This is a genomic window from Mycobacterium lepromatosis, from assembly GCF_000975265.2.
Lineage (GTDB): Bacteria > Actinomycetota > Actinomycetes > Mycobacteriales > Mycobacteriaceae > Mycobacterium > Mycobacterium lepromatosis.
Genome location: NZ_CP083405.1, coordinates 2506274 through 2523086 on the forward strand (window position 1 = coordinate 2506274; position 16813 = coordinate 2523086).

The 16813-nt window shown below is 58.4% G+C and carries 12 protein-coding genes, 1 tRNA gene and 4 pseudogenes; 8 read left to right on the forward strand and 9 right to left on the reverse strand.

All coding sequences use genetic code 11. The features are described 5' to 3' along the window. Nucleotides 1-2 precede the first annotated feature (2 nt). The 3 genes from MLPF_RS12070 to nth are packed head-to-tail and all read right to left on the reverse strand — an operon-like array spanning nucleotide 3 to nucleotide 2298. On the reverse strand, nucleotides 3-851 hold the full coding sequence (locus MLPF_RS12070; protein ID WP_175266480.1) for an NUDIX hydrolase: 849 nt from the start codon (nucleotides 849-851) through the stop codon (nucleotides 3-5). Continuing rightward, nucleotides 848-1495, reverse strand: a complete 648-nt coding sequence (locus MLPF_RS12075) for a TlpA family protein disulfide reductase (protein WP_045843727.1) — start codon at nucleotides 1493-1495, stop codon at nucleotides 848-850. The genes MLPF_RS12070 and MLPF_RS12075 overlap by 4 nt, the downstream gene beginning before the upstream one ends. Before the next feature lie 50 nt (nucleotides 1496-1545). Beyond that, complete coding sequence (nth, locus tag MLPF_RS12080; RefSeq protein ID WP_156147266.1) at nucleotides 1546-2298, reverse strand: endonuclease III; 753 nt, start codon at nucleotides 2296-2298, stop codon at nucleotides 1546-1548. Nucleotides 2299-2387: 89 nt separating this feature from the next. Here nth and MLPF_RS12085 point away from each other — a divergent pair. Beyond that, nucleotides 2388-2534, forward strand: a pseudogene (locus MLPF_RS12085) (hypothetical protein); the annotation flags it as partial. 192 nt (nucleotides 2535-2726) lie between these two features. Next, nucleotides 2727-3401 carry a cAMP-activated global transcriptional regulator CRP gene (gene crp / locus MLPF_RS12090; RefSeq protein ID WP_045843729.1) on the forward strand — a complete coding sequence of 225 codons (675 nt, stop codon included), beginning with the start codon at nucleotides 2727-2729 and terminating at the stop codon, nucleotides 3399-3401. Nucleotides 3402-3481: 80 nt separating this feature from the next. Here the strand turns inward: crp and MLPF_RS12095 are convergent, their stop codons facing one another. Genes MLPF_RS12095 through sp36 form a run of 3 tightly spaced genes read right to left on the reverse strand, consistent with a single transcriptional unit; the run spans nucleotide 3482 to nucleotide 4880 of the window. After that, nucleotides 3482-4261 (reverse strand): MBL fold metallo-hydrolase, encoded by a 780-nt coding sequence (locus MLPF_RS12095; RefSeq protein ID WP_045843730.1) that lies wholly within the window; start codon nucleotides 4259-4261, stop codon nucleotides 3482-3484. A gap of 5 nt (nucleotides 4262-4266) precedes the next feature. After that, the gene (locus MLPF_RS12100; protein ID WP_045843731.1) at nucleotides 4267-4722 is read right to left on the reverse strand and encodes a RidA family protein; all 456 of its coding nucleotides are present in this window, start codon (nucleotides 4720-4722) and stop codon (nucleotides 4267-4269) included. Further along, the gene (gene sp36 / locus MLPF_RS12105) at nucleotides 4719-4880 is read right to left on the reverse strand and encodes a Sp36 family protein (protein ID WP_156147256.1); all 162 of its coding nucleotides are present in this window, start codon (nucleotides 4878-4880) and stop codon (nucleotides 4719-4721) included. Before sp36 ends, MLPF_RS12100 begins: the two co-directional genes overlap by 4 nt. A 119-nt stretch (nucleotides 4881-4999) precedes the next feature. On the opposite strand from sp36, the gene bagA reads away from it, so the two are divergent. Together bagA and bagB are read left to right on the forward strand one after the other, a co-directional pair. Beyond that, nucleotides 5000-6025, forward strand: coding sequence for an ATPase BagA (gene bagA / locus MLPF_RS12110; RefSeq protein WP_045843732.1), 1026 nt, complete (start codon nucleotides 5000-5002; stop codon nucleotides 6023-6025). Then, on the forward strand, nucleotides 6022-7167 hold the full coding sequence (gene bagB, locus MLPF_RS12115) for an ArsA family ATPase (protein ID WP_045843733.1): 1146 nt from the start codon (nucleotides 6022-6024) through the stop codon (nucleotides 7165-7167). The genes bagA and bagB overlap by 4 nt, the downstream gene beginning before the upstream one ends. Before the next feature lie 120 nt (nucleotides 7168-7287). Here bagB and MLPF_RS12120 read toward each other — a convergent pair. Then, nucleotides 7288-7644: pseudogene (locus tag MLPF_RS12120) on the reverse strand (WhiB family transcriptional regulator). Nucleotides 7645-8014: 370 nt separating this feature from the next. Here MLPF_RS12120 and ponA2 point away from each other — a divergent pair. From ponA2 to MLPF_RS12140, 4 genes and pseudogenes are all read left to right on the forward strand, one after another. Beyond that, nucleotides 8015-10426, forward strand: coding sequence for a transglycosylase/D,D-transpeptidase PonA2 (gene ponA2 / locus MLPF_RS12125; protein WP_045843734.1), 2412 nt, complete (start codon nucleotides 8015-8017; stop codon nucleotides 10424-10426). Nucleotides 10427-10613: 187 nt separating this feature from the next. Then, nucleotides 10614-11549, forward strand: a complete 936-nt coding sequence (locus tag MLPF_RS12130; protein WP_420329648.1) for a metallophosphoesterase — start codon at nucleotides 10614-10616, stop codon at nucleotides 11547-11549. Then, a pseudogene (locus MLPF_RS12135) lies at nucleotides 11546-12603 on the forward strand (pyridoxal-phosphate dependent enzyme). Before MLPF_RS12130 ends, MLPF_RS12135 begins: the two are co-directional and overlap by 4 nt. Before the next feature lie 70 nt (nucleotides 12604-12673). After that, a tRNA-Pro gene (locus MLPF_RS12140) sits at nucleotides 12674-12747 on the forward strand. Between the two features lie 608 nt (nucleotides 12748-13355). On the opposite strand, the gene MLPF_RS12145 is transcribed toward MLPF_RS12140, so the two are convergent. Together MLPF_RS12145 and MLPF_RS12150 are read right to left on the reverse strand one after the other, a co-directional pair. Then, complete coding sequence (locus MLPF_RS12145; protein ID WP_050039318.1) at nucleotides 13356-13535, reverse strand: hypothetical protein; 180 nt, start codon at nucleotides 13533-13535, stop codon at nucleotides 13356-13358. Nucleotides 13536-16313: 2778 nt separating this feature from the next. Next, a pseudogene (locus MLPF_RS12150) lies at nucleotides 16314-16760 on the reverse strand (GatB/YqeY domain-containing protein). Between the last annotated feature and the right edge of the window lie 53 nt (nucleotides 16761-16813).

The window sequence follows — 16813 nt, forward strand, 5'->3', positions numbered from 1 at the left end:
ACTCATCGCGGATCGCCCTGACTATCGACCAGCGCCATTGCCTCGCCCAGCTCGCGAACATCAGTGACGTCCCACGGCTGAGCCCAGCCGGCGACGTCGAGCATCGCAGCGATCACCTGGCCAGTGAATCCCCATACCAGCATCTCGTTCAGTAGGAACGCCGGCCCGGACCAGCGGTGACCATAGGCACGACGGTACACCGTCAGCCGGTTGGCCGGATTAATGAAGGCACGCACTGGAACCCGCGCCACGATAGCCGTTTCGGCCTTGTTCACGACAGCTACCGGCCCGGGATCGGCCGAGTAGGCCAACACCGGCACCACATGGAACCGTGAGGGCACAATAAACGTTCGCTCCAATGTGGCTAATGGATGCAGTCTGGCAAGGTCAATCCCGGTTTCTTCGTGTGCTTCGCGGAAAGCGGTCGCAACCGGCCCGTCGTCGGTGGGATCGGAAGCACCCCCGGGGAACGCCGCTTGGCCCGCATGGTGACGCAGTGTCGACGCCCGTACAGTCAGCAACAGATCGGCGTCGTTGGGCGCACTGCCGTCCGGTGGCCCATACTTTGGACCCGAGAACAGCACCAGTACAGCAGCCTCACACCCGTCACGACGCAAAGCCACCGATGACATCGTACTGGCTGCGGCCCCCATTGCCAGTACGTCTGCCGATAGCCGACGCTGGGATACTCCCGGCATCACAGCGATGTTGTCAACCAGCGAGCGCAGCCAGGGCGGTCCGACGTCAGACACCAGAGGAGCCGTCCCCTGCACACGGGCGGTACACCCAGCCCTTACCGGCACCTCCAGTTGCCCGGCCTCCCAACGCTCCGGGTTGCCGACCTCGCTCATCCCGCGTCGTTTCCTACCGCAGTCGCGATTTGGTCGGCACTTACGAAAGCCCGAGGCAGCGTCTGCGCAACGCTACCGTCTGGCCGCAAGACCACGGTAGCGGGCATCACATTTGCGACCCTGAGCGCCGCCGCAACACGCCGACGACCGTCCTGCAGGGTCGGCAACCGCACACCGAGCTGCGCCAACCGCAGTAACGCGGCCATCTCGTTCTCGTCTTGATGCACCGTAACCACCGTCACATCAGATCCGACCCGTTGCTGATACTCGGCCATCGCAGGCAGTTCGCCCAGGCACGACGCACACCAACTGGCCCACAAGTTCAAGACCACCCGACGTCCGGCCAGGGCCCGAGCAACATCGACGGCTAAACCGTCCGACGCGCATTCCAACACCACACCGCGCAATGCCGCCGGACCTGGACCACTCCCGGCATCAGGACACGGTGGCAGGTTTGCATGCTCCCGTGGCCCCACCAACGCAACCGGAGTGTCAGCATCACGGTGTTCGCGCTCGACAGTTGCCTGTATCGTCCCGATGGTTCGCATATTGTCGCGCAGCTGATCCACCAATGCCGCCACCAGCGCGGCCACCACTGCAAGTACTACGATGGTCCACCAGGTTTTCGGGGTCAAAGTCTTCATTGCGGTCCCAACGAGGCAGAGGTTGGACGATCGTTATCTCCAACCTGAACTTATAGTCCAGCCAGGGCCAACAAGTGCCTGGTTTCCGGGCCTTGGACAAGAGGCGCGGCCAGCAACGGTTCAGTGGGACCAAGGCCGAAGGAGGGACAATCCTTGGCAAGCACGCAAACACCGCATGCCGGTTTGCGCGCGTGACACACCCGACGGCCGTGGAAGATCACTCGGTGGCTCAGCAGGGTCCACTGATCGCGTTCGATTAGTTCACCGACAGCATGCTCCACCTTGACTGGATCCTCTTCAGCCGTCCAAAGCCACCTCCGCACCAATCGTCCAACATGCGTGTCAACGGTGATCCCGGGGATACCGAACGCATTTCCCAGAATGACGTTAGCGGTCTTGCGTCCTACACCGGGTAACGTAAGCAGCTCAGCCATGGTCGAGGGCACTTCGCCGTCGAACCGCTCAACCAAGGCCTGCCCGAGCCTGATAAGCGATGCCGCCTTGTTGCGGAAGAAACCCGTGGGACGTATGAGGTTTTCCAGTTCAACGTGATCCGCTTCCATGTAGTCCAGCGCCGACAGGTACCGCGCAAACACAGCTGGTGTCGTCAAGTTCACCCGCTTATCAGTGCTTTGCGCCGAAAGGATGGTAGCCACCGTCAACTCGAGTGGCGACGTAAAATCCAATTCACAGTACACATGCGGAAATGCTTGCACCAGTGCACGATTCATCCGCCGCGCCCGTCGCACCAAACCCAGTCTGGTTTCCCCGGACCAGCGCCGGGTCACGTCGGCGCCGGGCATGAGTGGCATTGATTTAGAACGCCTGTACAACTTTGCCGTTGTCACCTACGACAGAGTACTGATTTCGTAATCCCACTGAGACCTGAGCCATGTTTACTCTCCCTGTGTCATGGTTGCTGGTGGCCTGTGTGCCGGTGCTGCTGATGCTCGCAACGCTTGGATTAGAACGACTTGAAAAGAAACTAACCCATGACACCATTAGCGTGACCGACGTCGCCGAATTGCTTGATCCAGCCAAGTCCGGCTTTCCCACGCCAACACATCAGCGTTGACGAGTCAGTCCACAGGTTAATGCGACCACATATCAATATCAATCGTGTGTAGCGTTGGCAAATTGAATCTGTTAGCTCTAGGCTCGTCAGCGAAACAGAAGTAAACCGAGGTTAGCCTACCCATATGACATCGCAGGAAAACTCTTAAGGGGCAAAGTGGACGAGATCCTGGCAAGGGCAGGAATCTTCCAAGGGGTGGAACCCAACGCCGTAGCCGCGCTGACCAAGCAACTCCAACCTGTCGACTTCCCCCGCGGCCATACCGTTTTCACTGAAGGCGAGCCAGGCGATCGGCTGTACATCATTGTTTCGGGAAAGGTCAAGATCGGTCGCCGCTCACCAGACGGCCGAGAGAATTTGCTCACGATCATGGGCCCGTCGGACATGTTCGGTGAGTTGTCAATCTTCGACCCGGGACCACGGACGTCCAGCGCGACCACAATCACCGAAGTCCGAGCGGTGTCAATGGACCGCGATGCGCTACGAGCATGGATCGCCGATCGTCCCGAAATCGCCGAGCAGCTATTGCGGGTGCTGGCCCGACGGTTGCGACGAACCAACAACAATCTGGCCGACCTCATCTTCACTGACGTGCCCGGTCGGGTGGCTAAGCAGTTGTTGCAGCTCGCCCAGCGTTTCGGCACCCAGGAAGGTGGCGCTATGCGGGTCACCCACGACCTGACGCAAGAGGAGATCGCACAATTGGTGGGCGCTTCCCGAGAAACAGTGAACAAGGCGCTGGCCGATTTCGCGCACCGCGGCTGGATCCGTTTGGATGGTAAAAGCGTGCTGATTTCGGACTCCGAACGCCTCGCCCGACGAGCGAGGTAGGCGCCGTTGAAGTCGAGATCGACGTACCGAAGACACTTTATTTGGACATTTTTCCACGCCAACGTCACTCTCGGAGAATGTTAGCGGCGAAGATAATCTAATTGCGCTTGAACAGACCATTCGGCCGCATCCCAGAACTTCTCGTCGACGTCGACATAAACATGTTCAACGACCTGCCGTGCAGTCGCATCGTCACCAAGATCCCGTAACGCAGCGCGAACCTGCTCCAGCCGCTCTTGCCGATGCACCAGGTACCTTGACGCGACCAATTCCAAGTTGGCCAAGTCCGGACCGTGGCCAGGCAATACTGTTCGCCGGCCCAGGCTGCTTAGCCGATGCAGTGATTCCAGGTAGTCCGCCAGGCTGCCGTCGTCGGGATCGATCACGGTGGTACCGCGGCCCAACACGCTATCGGCGGTCAGCACGGCGTCGGCGAGGACGAACGACACAGAATCGGCGGTGTGGCCCGGGGTAGCCAACACCGCAATCGTCAGCCCGCCAGCATTGATCACCTCACGGTCGGTCAATGTCACCCCATCGCCCCGTAGAAATTGCGGGTCTGCGGCGCACACCGGTGCGCCGGTCAGTTCGACCAACTTGTCGATGCCGTCGGTATGGTCGCGGTGACGGTGGCTAATCAACACCAGCGCGATGCGACCCAGCTCAGCAACCTGTGCGACGTGCTCATCACCGGGACCGGGATCAACAATAACTAACTCATCGCTGCCCGGGCCGCGCAACACCCAAGTGTTGGTACCTTCCAACGTCAGCAAACCGGGGTTATCAGCCAACAGAACCGACGCTGTGTCAGTGACCGTCCGCAGTCGGCCGTATGCGGGATGGGCCAGCAACTCGGCCACGGAAGCTAGCCTACCTCCACGATCAACTCGACTTCCACTGGTGCACCCAACGGTAGTTCTGCCACACCAACTGCCGAACGCGCATGCCTACCCTTATCACCGAATAACTCGACGAACAGCTCGGACGCTCCGTTAACGACGCTCGGCTGGCCATTGAAACCTGAAGCGGAGGCGACGAACCCAACAACCTTGACCACCCTGGTCACCAAGTCGAGCCCTTCCAAGGAATCCACAACCGCCAACGCGTTGAGCGCACAAATCCGTGCCAACGCGTTGCCTTCGTCTAGGCTGACATCAGCACCGACCTTACCGGTCCGCAACAATCGCCCGTCCTCGATTGGCAGCTGCCCCGAAGTGTATACCAAGTTGCCAGTGCGCACCGCCGAAACATAGGAAGCCAGCGGCGGCGCCACTTGCGGAAGCTCGATACCTAGTTGCTGAAGCCGGGCTAAAACGTTCATTTCGGACGCTTCAGGTATGCGACGTGCTGCTCGCCCGTGGGACCGGGCAACACCGCCACCAGCTCCCAACTATCGGCGCCCCACTGGTCGAGGATTTGTTTGGTGGCGTGCGTCAGCAGCGGAACCGTGACATACTCCCATGCGGTGGGTTGACTCATGACGCGAGCTTAACGGTCGGATTTCAACAGCTCTGGTCAACCTGGTAGCCAGTCACGAACCCGTATTGTAAGCCCTTATCCGCTTTGCGAGGAAGGCAGGGCGAGCGGGCTAGCATGCGATGGTGACACCCACCTCTAGCGACGGTAGTCCCGTCGGCTGGCCCACCCGCTTGTCCAAGGCCCGTTTGCATCTTGTGACAGGCAAAGGCGGAACTGGAAAGTCGACGATCGCGGCCGCGTTGGCACTGACCCTGGCAGCAGGAGGACGCAAAGTCCTTCTTATCGAAGTCGAAGGGCGCCAAGGAATTGCACAACTTTTCGATGTCCCACCCCTACCGTACCAAGAGCTAAAGATCGCAACTGCTGAGGGCGGCGGCCAGGTTAACGCCTTGGCCATCGACATCGAGGCCGCATTCTTAGAATACCTCGACATGTTCTACAACCTGGGCCTTGCCGGGAGAGCCATGCGCCGCATCGGTGCGATCGAGTTCGCGACAACGATCGCTCCCGGCCTGCGCGACGTGCTGCTCACAGGTAAGATCAAAGAATCGGTGGTGCGCATAAAAAAGGGGGCCAAGAACCCGGTCTATGATGCGATAGTCGTTGATGCGCCACCAACTGGCCGCATCACGCGTTTCCTGAACGTCACCAAAGCAGTGTCCAATTTGGCCAAGAGCGGACCAGTGCACTCGCAAAGCCAGGGCGTGGTGGAGTTGCTGCACTCCGACCAGACTGCTATCCACCTAGTCACCCTGCTAGAGGCATTGCCGGTGCAAGAAACGCTGGAAGCCATCGAGGAGCTTACCGACATGGAGCTACCGATCGGCAGCGTGATCGTGAACCGCAATATCCCGCGCTACCTAGGGCACCACGATCTGGCAAAGGTGACAGGGGACGACATCGACGCAGACGCGGTGCGAGAGGGATTAGCGATGGCCGGAATCAAGCTCAACGACGCCGACTTCGCCGGCCTGCTGACCGAAACCATTCAGCATGCTAAGGTAATCACCACGCGCACCGAAGCAGCTCACCAGCTGGACGCCTTGCAGGTTCCACGACTAGAACTACCGGCCATCTCCGACGGGATCGACCTCGGTAACCTGTATGAGCTTTCGGAATCGCTTGCACAACAGGGGGTTCGATGACTGCTCCTACTTCCCACAAGCCGCCTACCCTCGACATGGCAGCGATCTTGACCGACTCTTCCAATAGAGTGGTGGTGTGCTGCGGCGCTGGGGGCGTAGGCAAAACGACCACTGCGGCTGCGATGGGGTTACGGGCGGCCGAATATGGCCGCACTGTAGTCGTTTTGACGATCGACCCAGCCAAGCGACTAGCACAGGCATTGGGAGTGAACGACCTCGACAATACCCCACAGCGGGTGCCGCTGGCACCCGAAGTCCCCGGCGAATTGCACGCGATGATGCTTGACATGCGCCGCACGTTCGACGAAATGGTCGTCCAATACTCCGGACCCCAGCGAGCAGAAGCGATTCTGAATAGCCAATTCTATCAGACGGTAGCCACGTCGCTTGCTGGCACGCAAGAGTACATGGCAATGGAGAAGCTCGGTCAGCTACTCAGTCAAGACCGCTGGGACCTGGTGGTGGTCGATACCCCACCGTCACGCAACGCACTGGATTTCCTGGACGCGCCAAAAAGGTTGGGAAACTTCATGGATAGCCGACTGTGGCGGCTACTACTCGCCCCCGGACGAGGTATCGGGCGACTGGTGACCGGCGCCATGGGATTGGCGATGAGGGCCCTGTCTACGGTGCTCGGTTCACAGATGCTTTCCGAAGCAGCAGCTTTCGTGCAATCGCTGGACGCCACATTCGGCGGTTTCCGCGGAAAAGCCGATCGCACCTACGCACTGCTGAAGCAGCGCGGCACTCAGTTCGTGGTGGTATCGGCGGCCGAACCCGACGCACTGCGCGAGGCGTCCTTCTTCGTCGACCGGCTATCGCAGGAAGACATGCCGCTGGCCGGCCTCATGTTAAATCGCACCCACCCGACGTTATGCGCGTTGCCCGTGGAGCGGGCGATCGACGCAAGCGAGACGCTGCAGGACGAGATCACCAATTCGGCGGCCGCAGCACTGACGGCAGCAGTGCTGAGAATTCATGCCTATCTCGGGCAGACCGCCAAGCGCGAGGCCCGGTTGCTGTCTCGCTTCACCGGCGCTAATCCCCACATACCGGTCGTCGGGATACCGTCGCTGCCGTTCGACGTATCGGACCTAGAGGCACTGCGTACGATCGCCGATCGCATCACGGGGGACAGGTGAAGAACCCCGACAATACATAACCAGTTCAGTAATGAAGATTGGGTAAGTAATGAAAGTACGGGCCTTCCCGGCGGCGTCCTCGGTGAACTAAAGCCCTTGACCTACTGAGCCTATACAAATCTAGCTAACATTGCGGTGCTGGCGCGTGTCGAAGAAATTCCGCCTACGATACGACCTCGGGGTGCTGCTTGAACGTAGCACCCGGCGCTGGCGCTCGGCCATGCCTCCCCACACGCCGAACTCGACCTTGTTGTCCAACGCGGTCCACGCCACACTCCATGTATTACCGGGCAGGGAGGACACATCACCGCGGCTTTACGTTGAGCGGCACCCCGAACAAAATAACTCATCCGGATCTGTCACCCGACACAACGCCTTGGCGACCCAGGCAATGCACTCCTCGGCGTCGACACTATGGAGAGGACTCTTGGCTGGGGACAGGTTTGTTCTACAGGCGGCCGGTCGCGTTTTTGCCAGGAGCTGTTCCCTTCCTCCTCCCGGCCGCAATTCACGGCCGCCTTCCTCTGGTGAAGACCCTAAAATATATTATATTATCTACAACACACTGTCCTCATAGCTGTTACATACATCTCAACTGTGTGTCTAACATTTTAGTTGTAACCAGAGGCTAACTGCGCAACAATCTGATAGCGGTTTTGAACATGCGTTCCATCCCGACGTGATCATGGTATGAGGCATTGCGCACTACTTTTAGGGGCTAGCCAGTGACGCGAACGAAAACTTCGGTGCTGGTGGTCATCGACAAAGCCACTGATAACCAGTCGGTCAAGATTCCTATACGACTTCACTGGGTGTCGCCACAACTGGGGGAGCTAGCGTAGTACACATGTCAGAGCGCCTCCCAGCCGTCCTCGTGGTCCTCAAGCTTGCGGGGTGTTGCCTATTGGCCGGCGTTGTCGCCACCGCAATGATGTTCCCGTTGGCCGGCGGACTGGGGGTGATATCTAACCGTGCTTCGGAAATGGTCGCCAACGGATCGGCCCAACTTCTCGAGGGCGAGGTGCCCGCGGTATCGACAATGGTCGACGCGACGGGAAACACGATCGCGTGGCTGTACTCGCAGCGCCGATTCGAAGTACCCACCGACAAGATCGCCAACACCATGAAGCTGGCCATCGTTTCCATCGAGGACAAACGCTTTGCCGACCACAACGGTGTGGACTGGCCGGGCACCTTGACCGGGCTGGCCGGCTACGCATCCGGCGACGTGGACATTCGCGGCGGTTCGACGATCGAACAGCAGTACGTGAAGAACTACCAGTTGCTGGTAACCGCTCAAACCGACGCCGAAAAGCGTGCGGCCGTCGAAACCACCCCGGCGCGCAAGCTGCGCGAGATCCGGATAGCGCTCACGCTGGACAAGACATTCACCAAACCCGAAATCCTGACCCGTTACTTGAACCTGGTGTCGTTCGGCAACCATTCGTTCGGCGTACAAGATGCGGCGCAGACCTACTTCGGTGTCAACGCATCCGACCTAAATTGGCAACAAGCAGCACTCCTCGCCGGCATGGTTCAATCTACTAGCACGCTCAACCCGTACACCAACCCTGAAGGTGCGTTGGCCCGGCGAAACTTGGTGCTGGACACCATGATCGACAACCTGCCGCAGGACGCCAACGCACTGCGCGCCGCCAAGACCGAGCCGCTGGGGATATTGCCACAACCCAACGAGCTGCCTCGGGGCTGCATCGCAGCAGGCGACCGAGCATTCTTCTGCGACTATGTCCAGGAGTATTTGTCCCGCGCCGGGATCAGCAAGGATCGGCTGGCCAAGGGCGGCTACCTCATCCGCACCACTCTTGACCCTAACGTCCAAGCTCCGGTCAAAGCAGCCATCGACAAGTTCGCCAGCCCAAACCTGGCGGGAATCTCCAGTGTGATGAGCGTCATCACGCCGGGCAAGGACGCCCATCGCGTGATCGCGATGGGCAGCAACCGTAGGTACGGGCTAGACATCGAGGCCGGTGAGACCATGCGACCACAGACATTCTCCCTGGCAGGCGATGGCGCTGGGTCGGTCTTCAAGATCTTCACCACGGCCGCCGCACTGGACATGGGGATGGGCATCAACGCCAAACTCGAGGTTCCGCGCCGGTTCCAGGCCAAAGGGATGGGAAGCGGCGGAGCCAAAGGGTGCCCCAAGGAAACCTGGTGCGTGATCAACGCCGGTAATTACCGAGGGTCGATGAACGTCACCGACGCCCTGGCCACCTCACCCAACACCGCATTCGCCAAGCTGATCCAGCAAGTCGGGGTGGCGCGCACGGTGGACATGGCGATCAAACTCGGGTTGCGGTCCTATGCAAACCCCGGCACCGCCCGCGACTACAACACGGACAGCAACGAAAGTCTGGCCGACTTCGTAAAACGGCAGAACATCGGTTCGTTCACCCTGGGCCCGATCAAGGTAAACGCGCTGGAGTTATCGAATGTCGCGGCGACGCTGGCATCGGGTGGGATGTGGTGCCCACCGAACCCAATTGACAAACTATTCGACCGTAACGGCAACGAAGTTGCCGTTACGGTCGAGACCTGCGATCAGGTGGTGCCTGAGGGTTTGGCCAACACGTTGGCCAACGCGATGAGCAAAGACACAATGGGCAGCGGCACCGCGGCCGGTTCGGCCGGAGCAGCGGGCTGGGATCTACCAATGTCAGGCAAAACTGGCACCACAGAAGCCCACCGATCCTCCGGCTTCGTAGGTTTCACCAACCACTACGCGGCGGCCAACTACATCTACGACGATTCCACCTCGCCAACGAATCTATGCTCTGGTCCACTGCGACACTGCAGCAACGGTGACTTATACGGCGGTAATGAGCCAGCCCGCACCTGGTTCACCGCGATGAAGCCGATCGCCACCAAATTCGGTGAAGTTCGCTTGCCACCGACCGATCCGCGCTACGTCAACGGTTCTCCCGGTTCACAAGTGCCAAACGTGACCGGACTAGATCTAGAAACGGCGCGCCAGCTCCTGAAGGGGGCAGGTTTCCAGGTTGCCGATCAACCCACCTCGATCAACAGCACCGCCAAGCTCGGCGAGGTGGTCGGCACCACACCCCGCGGCCAAACAATTCCGGGATCGATCATCACAATTCAAACCAGCAACGGCATCCCACCGGCTCCGCCACCGCTGTCGGAAGGCGGCCCGCCGATACCACCCCCGGTCAGATCGCAGCTCATCGAAATTCCCGGCTTGCCGCCGATCACCATTCCGCTACTAGCGCCCCCGTAAACTCGCAAACGGCATTGTACCAACGGACTTGCGTTGTCCGGTCCGGAACCGACAGTAGGCTGCTTTCATGGCTGACACACGCCTGACTACCCTGCTTTCCTCCTCGCCGCTGCGCTGTTGGAGACGTCCCCGTACCGGTCCTGCGGCCCGCACGAAAATCAGGGGTCGCTGGGCCTGGCCCATCCTGATCCGCACCGGCGCCGTCGTAATCAGCTCCGCAGCCACAGGGGTCGGTTATGCCGCGATCATCGAGCGCAACGCGTTCGTCCTGCGTGAGCTGACCATCCCAGTCTTGACGCCGGGCTCCACGCCACTGCGAGTACTGCATATCAGCGATATCCATATGATGCCCCACCAGCATCGCAAGCAAGCCTGGCTCCGGAACCTGGCCACCTGGGAACCCGACCTGGTGGTCAACACCGGCGACAACTTGGCGCATCCCAGAGCAGTACCCGGGGTGATCCAGGCCCTGGGCAATCTGCTGTCCCGGCCAGGTGTCTTTGTGTTCGGCAGCAATGACTACTTCGGGCCACACCTAAAGAATCCGGTGAACTACCTGACCAACCCGACACACCGGGTCCGTGGTAAACCGTTGCCGTGGAAGGATCTGCGGGCGGCGTTTACCGAACGCGGCTGGCTAGACCTGACCCATACCCGTCGCGAGTTCGAAGTAGCTGGACTGCACATTGCCGCCGCAGGCGTGGACGACCCGCACATCAGCCGGGACCGGTACGACACAATTGCAGGCCCCGCCAGCCCGGCTGCGAACCTGCGACTAGGGTTGACCCATTCGCCGGAACCGCGGGTGCTGGACCGCTTCGCTGCCGATGGCTATCAGCTGGTGATGGCCGGCCACACCCACGGCGGCCAATTGTGCCTGCCGTTCTACGGAGCTCTGGTGACCAACTGTGGCCTGGACCGGTCTCGGGCGAAGGGGCTATCAAGCTGGGGTGTGGATATGCGGTTGCATGTCTCCGCAGGAATAGGCACCTCACCGATTACGCCAGTGCGATTCTGCTGCCGACCCGAAGCAACCCTGCTGACGTTGATCGCCACTCCGATGGGCAGTCGAGAGTCCAGTAAGAATCGGGGCCGTTCGCAACCAACAGTTGCAGTGCGTTGAACAGGCACACCGAGATCGTGAGCCGCGACTTACCACAAAACGGGACCGACAACGCAATCCGGCTGATCGAGGCCGACGCTCGGCGCAGTGCTGACACTCCACTTCCTGCGATGCCCGCTGCTGTCGGCCTGATGCACCGATGTCGACATCGATCTGTACCTCAAAGACGAGACGACCCGTATCACCGGCAACTCAAACACCAACTGGCACGCTCGTCATTTCTCTATACGCTGTGCAAAGGATGTATCAACGAAGGCACCACGGTGGTGGAGACGTCATCGGGTTTGACGGCGGTCTCCGACTTCTGCTTCGCAGGTATGCCCAGTCTGCCGTTCATCTCTGTGATACCGGCGGCAACCAGTGCCTCTAAGGCGAAGCTCATCGAATCACAATGCTAACAGTGCCATTTCGTAAAGAACTCAAGCAAGATCTACGCCTAGGCTCAACGTCTCGTGCAGGATACCGGCGGGCACTATCTGGACCAGTTCACCAACGCCGAGCGTGCGACCGACTGGCGCTGCAACAACAGCATCATCGAATCAATCTAAATGCAAATGTTCGAAGAGAAGCACCCCATTCCGAAATGGCTTGTGGTCGAAGCTGGCACTGACGGAACCAACGCGACCGATCATCCGCTCCTTCCGTTACCGAAGGTACGGTACTTACGTCAAAACTCGATACGACATCGTCATGCCCACGTCGTCCTGCAGCTAGGGCATCGGGCGACCGCGAGCTGAGCCAGCATGCCTGCCCGGGAGTGGTCGACCACATAGTCGCAGTTCCAGCCGCGGCATCGATCGCCACCACCCGCCGCGTCAGCGCCATGCTCGGGCGCCGGGCGGGGGCCGGCGAAGGCTACCAACCTGCGGGGAACGTTCGTCCTGTTCGCCGAGATGGTGGCCGCAACGGTTCGGTGGTCACTCTGCTCCGCGACAGTGGCTACCGCTACGTCGACCCTTACTGCAATGAAGACTGTTGCAGCGTAAAGTGATTCAATCTCGACAGACCTGCCGAGACGCTGGTTAAGTTCGAACGCTCGTGCCATTGGAGCTGACTCTTACTGCCCAGCGCACCGCAATTTGGCCAGTCTGGAGGCCGATGCGCTAAGCTATCGTCGCTTCAAGCGGGGTGTGGCGCAGCTTGGTAGCGCGCTTCGTTCGGGACGAAGAGGCCGTGGGTTCAAATCCCGCCACCCCGACTGAAAGAGCCCGGTGGCAGGCGTATCCCGGGTAGTTTTCCTGGCCGGGCCGCTGTAATTGACGGCAACCAGTGATGGCTTGAGCACAACGTTGCTAGCAGCCGTCTAATCAGAGCTGGGCATCCTGACCCAGTGGATTTAGAAATGCTGCAAACCTGCTCAGATCCTAGGGCAAGATTCCAGATACCGCAGTTGCGCATAGGCGAACGCACAGTTAGGTATAACGCCAACTCACCACGTCAACAGCTCGGGCACGATCTTGGAGAAACTCGAAAGCCACGGCGGTTCGTGGCTGAATAGCATTCAAGATCTCGCAGATTTAAGAAATGTCACCGATATGAACCGCAAAAGACAGGATAATCGGGTTCGCCGAGAAATCAAGGTCCGCCGGTCACGACACTAACCGCCATCACCTCCTCAGCCTGCGCAGCGCTAACGGCCCGGTAACTACCCCGACACGATGGGCCATTGCTGACCTCTTTCTGAGCCGCACACAGCAACGAAATACTTTCTGATGGAATGGTTCTGACTCTTTCCATCTAACTGTCGACGAACATGACTGCATCATCGCTTACATACTGCCGCCTAGGCCGATGCAACAGACACGCCTATGCAGTAACCAGGCTGTTTATGGACAACGGTGGACCGAGGTAAGTCTCTTTAGGGTCGAAGACGACTGTCTTGGTTTCACCTTGCCAGGTCACCACTTCACGGGCCACCTGCTCGAACGAGATCTTCTTCGGCCTTATGACATTCGTGATACCGACCAGTGGTTCACCTGCTGCCACACGGGCGACCCCGACAGCGAGTTCAGCGGAAGCGATGGGCTAGATAAACGCGTCCGGTACCCGCAACCTCACAGTCGACCGTGATCGACGCTATGATCGCATAGGTGCATTCCGCGAACTGGGTGGCTCGCACGATCAATTATGGAATTTCCGATTTTTCGATGCACGCCTCTTGAGCGATCTTCGCCCGCTAGTAGAAGCTTTGAGGTAATTGATCGACACCAACGATTGACACCACGACGTAGTGTCCAACGCCAGCGACTTTCGCAGCAGCCACCAAAATAACTAGCCGTTACTTTGGTGAAAAAATCCTATATTCATGGTAGAGGAATTTGTCGACATTTGTGCCTCGAAGACACCGGTTCCACCAATCGCAACGATCTTCACTGTTTCCCCTGTCGTAGTTCTACCTAGATGCTGTAAACACGTCCCAAATTTAATTTGTTGACACGAAATACCAATATAGAAATATGTCCAAGTCGTTGGTGGCAGATTCTGGGTCCGGTTCCAGCGTCGACACAGCAGTATTGACCGATACCACGTCCGTGCTGCTCGTGTTCCGCCACGAAAAACCTCGTCAGCAAGCCTTCCAGGTACTATCATCGGACTCTACACCGATGTTCCTCACCAGTAGGGTTTGGTCTAACGAAAATACAAGACTACTTTGCAACGAAATCCCCCACACAGCAAAATCTTGAGTAGATATAAATGGATTTTCCATTTGACTGCCGTGTCAAATTCGATGCTTCGCGGCCTGGCTCCAACAGCGTGACATGACGGCAATACCATGATGGTGATAACCGGCACCATCAGGCGCCGATTAGAACCGAAGATATGTTTTCCCGGATAAATTGGGGATTAATTAGCCACCTGGCTGCCGCCCGCTGGCGTTCCGGAGGCACGGGCAGCCGACATAAGTGCTCCCTGTTAACGCTGTATACACCAACAGCGTTGAGCACACGCACTGCGGACACATGGTCGGAACAATGCTAATTGTAGTCGACGTTGTAGCGAAATCCACTCTCGAGTAGCCGATTACAGCTCGTGGAAGGAACCGACCGCCGACCTGAGGAGTAGGGGACGAGGCTTGATACTAACCAGGGCCATCAACAACTCGGTAAAACTGGACAAGTCCTCATCTAGAACCACTTTACGATATCTACTACCGAGCGATGCCTGTCTTTCCTGAACTGGAGCCGCTATGAATGAAAATCACGTAATAACCTCCGTTCACGCCGTGATCGTACGAGCTCCTCCCTGCGCTACTGCATAAGCAAACCGTTTTCATGGACCCGCAGCAGGGACCAGATGCATGTGACTCGCGCAATGTGACTCGCGCATCGATTACCCATGGTCGGGTGCCCGCCGTGCCCGGTGGGGAACGGAAGTCCAGCAACCTACCTAGGTCGAACCCTTCCTATCGTCGGCAAACGGATCACTATCGACGGCCGTGCGCCGCATCTTGACCGCACCCGCACCGCACAATCAACTCGCCCGGATAAGCGCATCTGCACGTGATTCAAACCCCCTACGATCTCGACTTGCAGCTGGTCTTATTCATTTGCTAAGAGCTGCATTACCGAGGTGTTGCATACGTGGGACGTGGCCTAGTAATGGAATCCCGTGTTGTTGCAACTACGTGCAGAATCGGAGCGGACTTTCTTGGCAGGCATGCGCAACGACGTCGGCCTCAATCGAACCCGGCTAAACGTCGGCAATCGAAATGGAAGCGCTCTCAACCGACCCCCTACGGACAGCACGGTCCCATCATGCCATGTTTGCACGACACCGGAAGCTGAAAGCAGATGCGCAAATACTTCATGCCTAGATTTTTGTATAACCTCAAAACAGGCTATCCGCACCTCTTGGACTACTGCGTCGTCCAAGAGACAATGCCAAGACAATGTTCGTGGCGATCGAATTCGACGAGTAAGGCACGGAGACACGACTCGCGGCTGCGCCACCAGATCTTCACTTATCTATTGGCTCTATTGGCCGTGTCGGATCTGGATTCGGTGTGTCAGCGTGGCATTGAAATCATCCCCGCCGAATCGCGAGTGGCGGTGAACCTGATGTTGCTATCCAGCTTGCATAGCTGGATAGCACGGCGCCGCAATTGGGCACTTCGTGTCGATGAACATCACCTCCCCGCCAGGCTATCGATAAATGGCCCCAGTTCTGCAAGCGGATAAACGCACCACCTAACCTGTCTTAAATTTTACCACGAGCGCGTGTAGGCCAATGCGGTGCATGAACAGATGGTGCGCTACGACGTGGTCGACTACCTGGTCGCTCGCGAACCGCAGCTCGACCACAATGTCGTATTGGAGATACGCACAACATGCCGTTGTCGAAAATCGACTAACGTATAACATCTAGGGTGTCATAGAAGCTGGGCCAGGCCGTTGCTGCGGAGACCGCTAAGCTAGCCGATGTTGATTACCACCGAGCGTCTAGATCCAGGCCAGGACCGATACCAGTACTCGCACAGCGGATTAAGCACCAGACGTCTATTGAAGCCAGCATTCCACGCCTACGACAGGCCAGCGGCCGACGAGACAACCACTCCCGGTACACAAGTGATCACCTGCCGTACTGCTACGATTGCATCTGTACTAGACATTGCGTCGCGGGGCCAATGACAACACCGAATAGGTTGTAAGCCAAAAATTTTCCGAAAATCTACAGCCGCCTAACACGGTTACAATTAGATCGTGAATCCCCCGCCATGCGCTTTGGTTTCGATTGCCACGCATCGGAAACCAGGTGATCTGTTGACTAGCAGAGGCGCTCTTTGATCGCCTTGGACAAGCTAGCTACGTCAGCTTTCCCTGCCGCGATCTCATGGGACGCCTTCATGACTAGCCCCATCTCCTTCATGCTGGGACGATGTCCGAGGTTCTCAGCCACCTCAGCGATCTTGGTGTCGGCCAATTCGGCTTCCGTGGGCGACGAGAGCAAGTACTCGTCAATGATCCGCGCTTTAGCTTGCTCGTTTACGGCGAGCTCGCCGTGGTCGTTTTTGTGTAACTCGCCAGGCTTGCGGGATTCTCTAGCCAGTACCTTGACGACCTCGTCGTCGGAGAGCTATCTCGCTTGTTTACCGGACAGTTCCTCGTTCTGGATCGCGGCCAGCAACATACGCAGAGTCGTGATTCGCAACTTGTCCGGGTTTTTCATCGCCCCGGTCAAGTCCACCCGGAGTCGGGATTTGAATTCGGTCATCCCTAGACGCTACGCGTCAGATAACGTGCGTGATTAAGCACACGAGCAGCAGA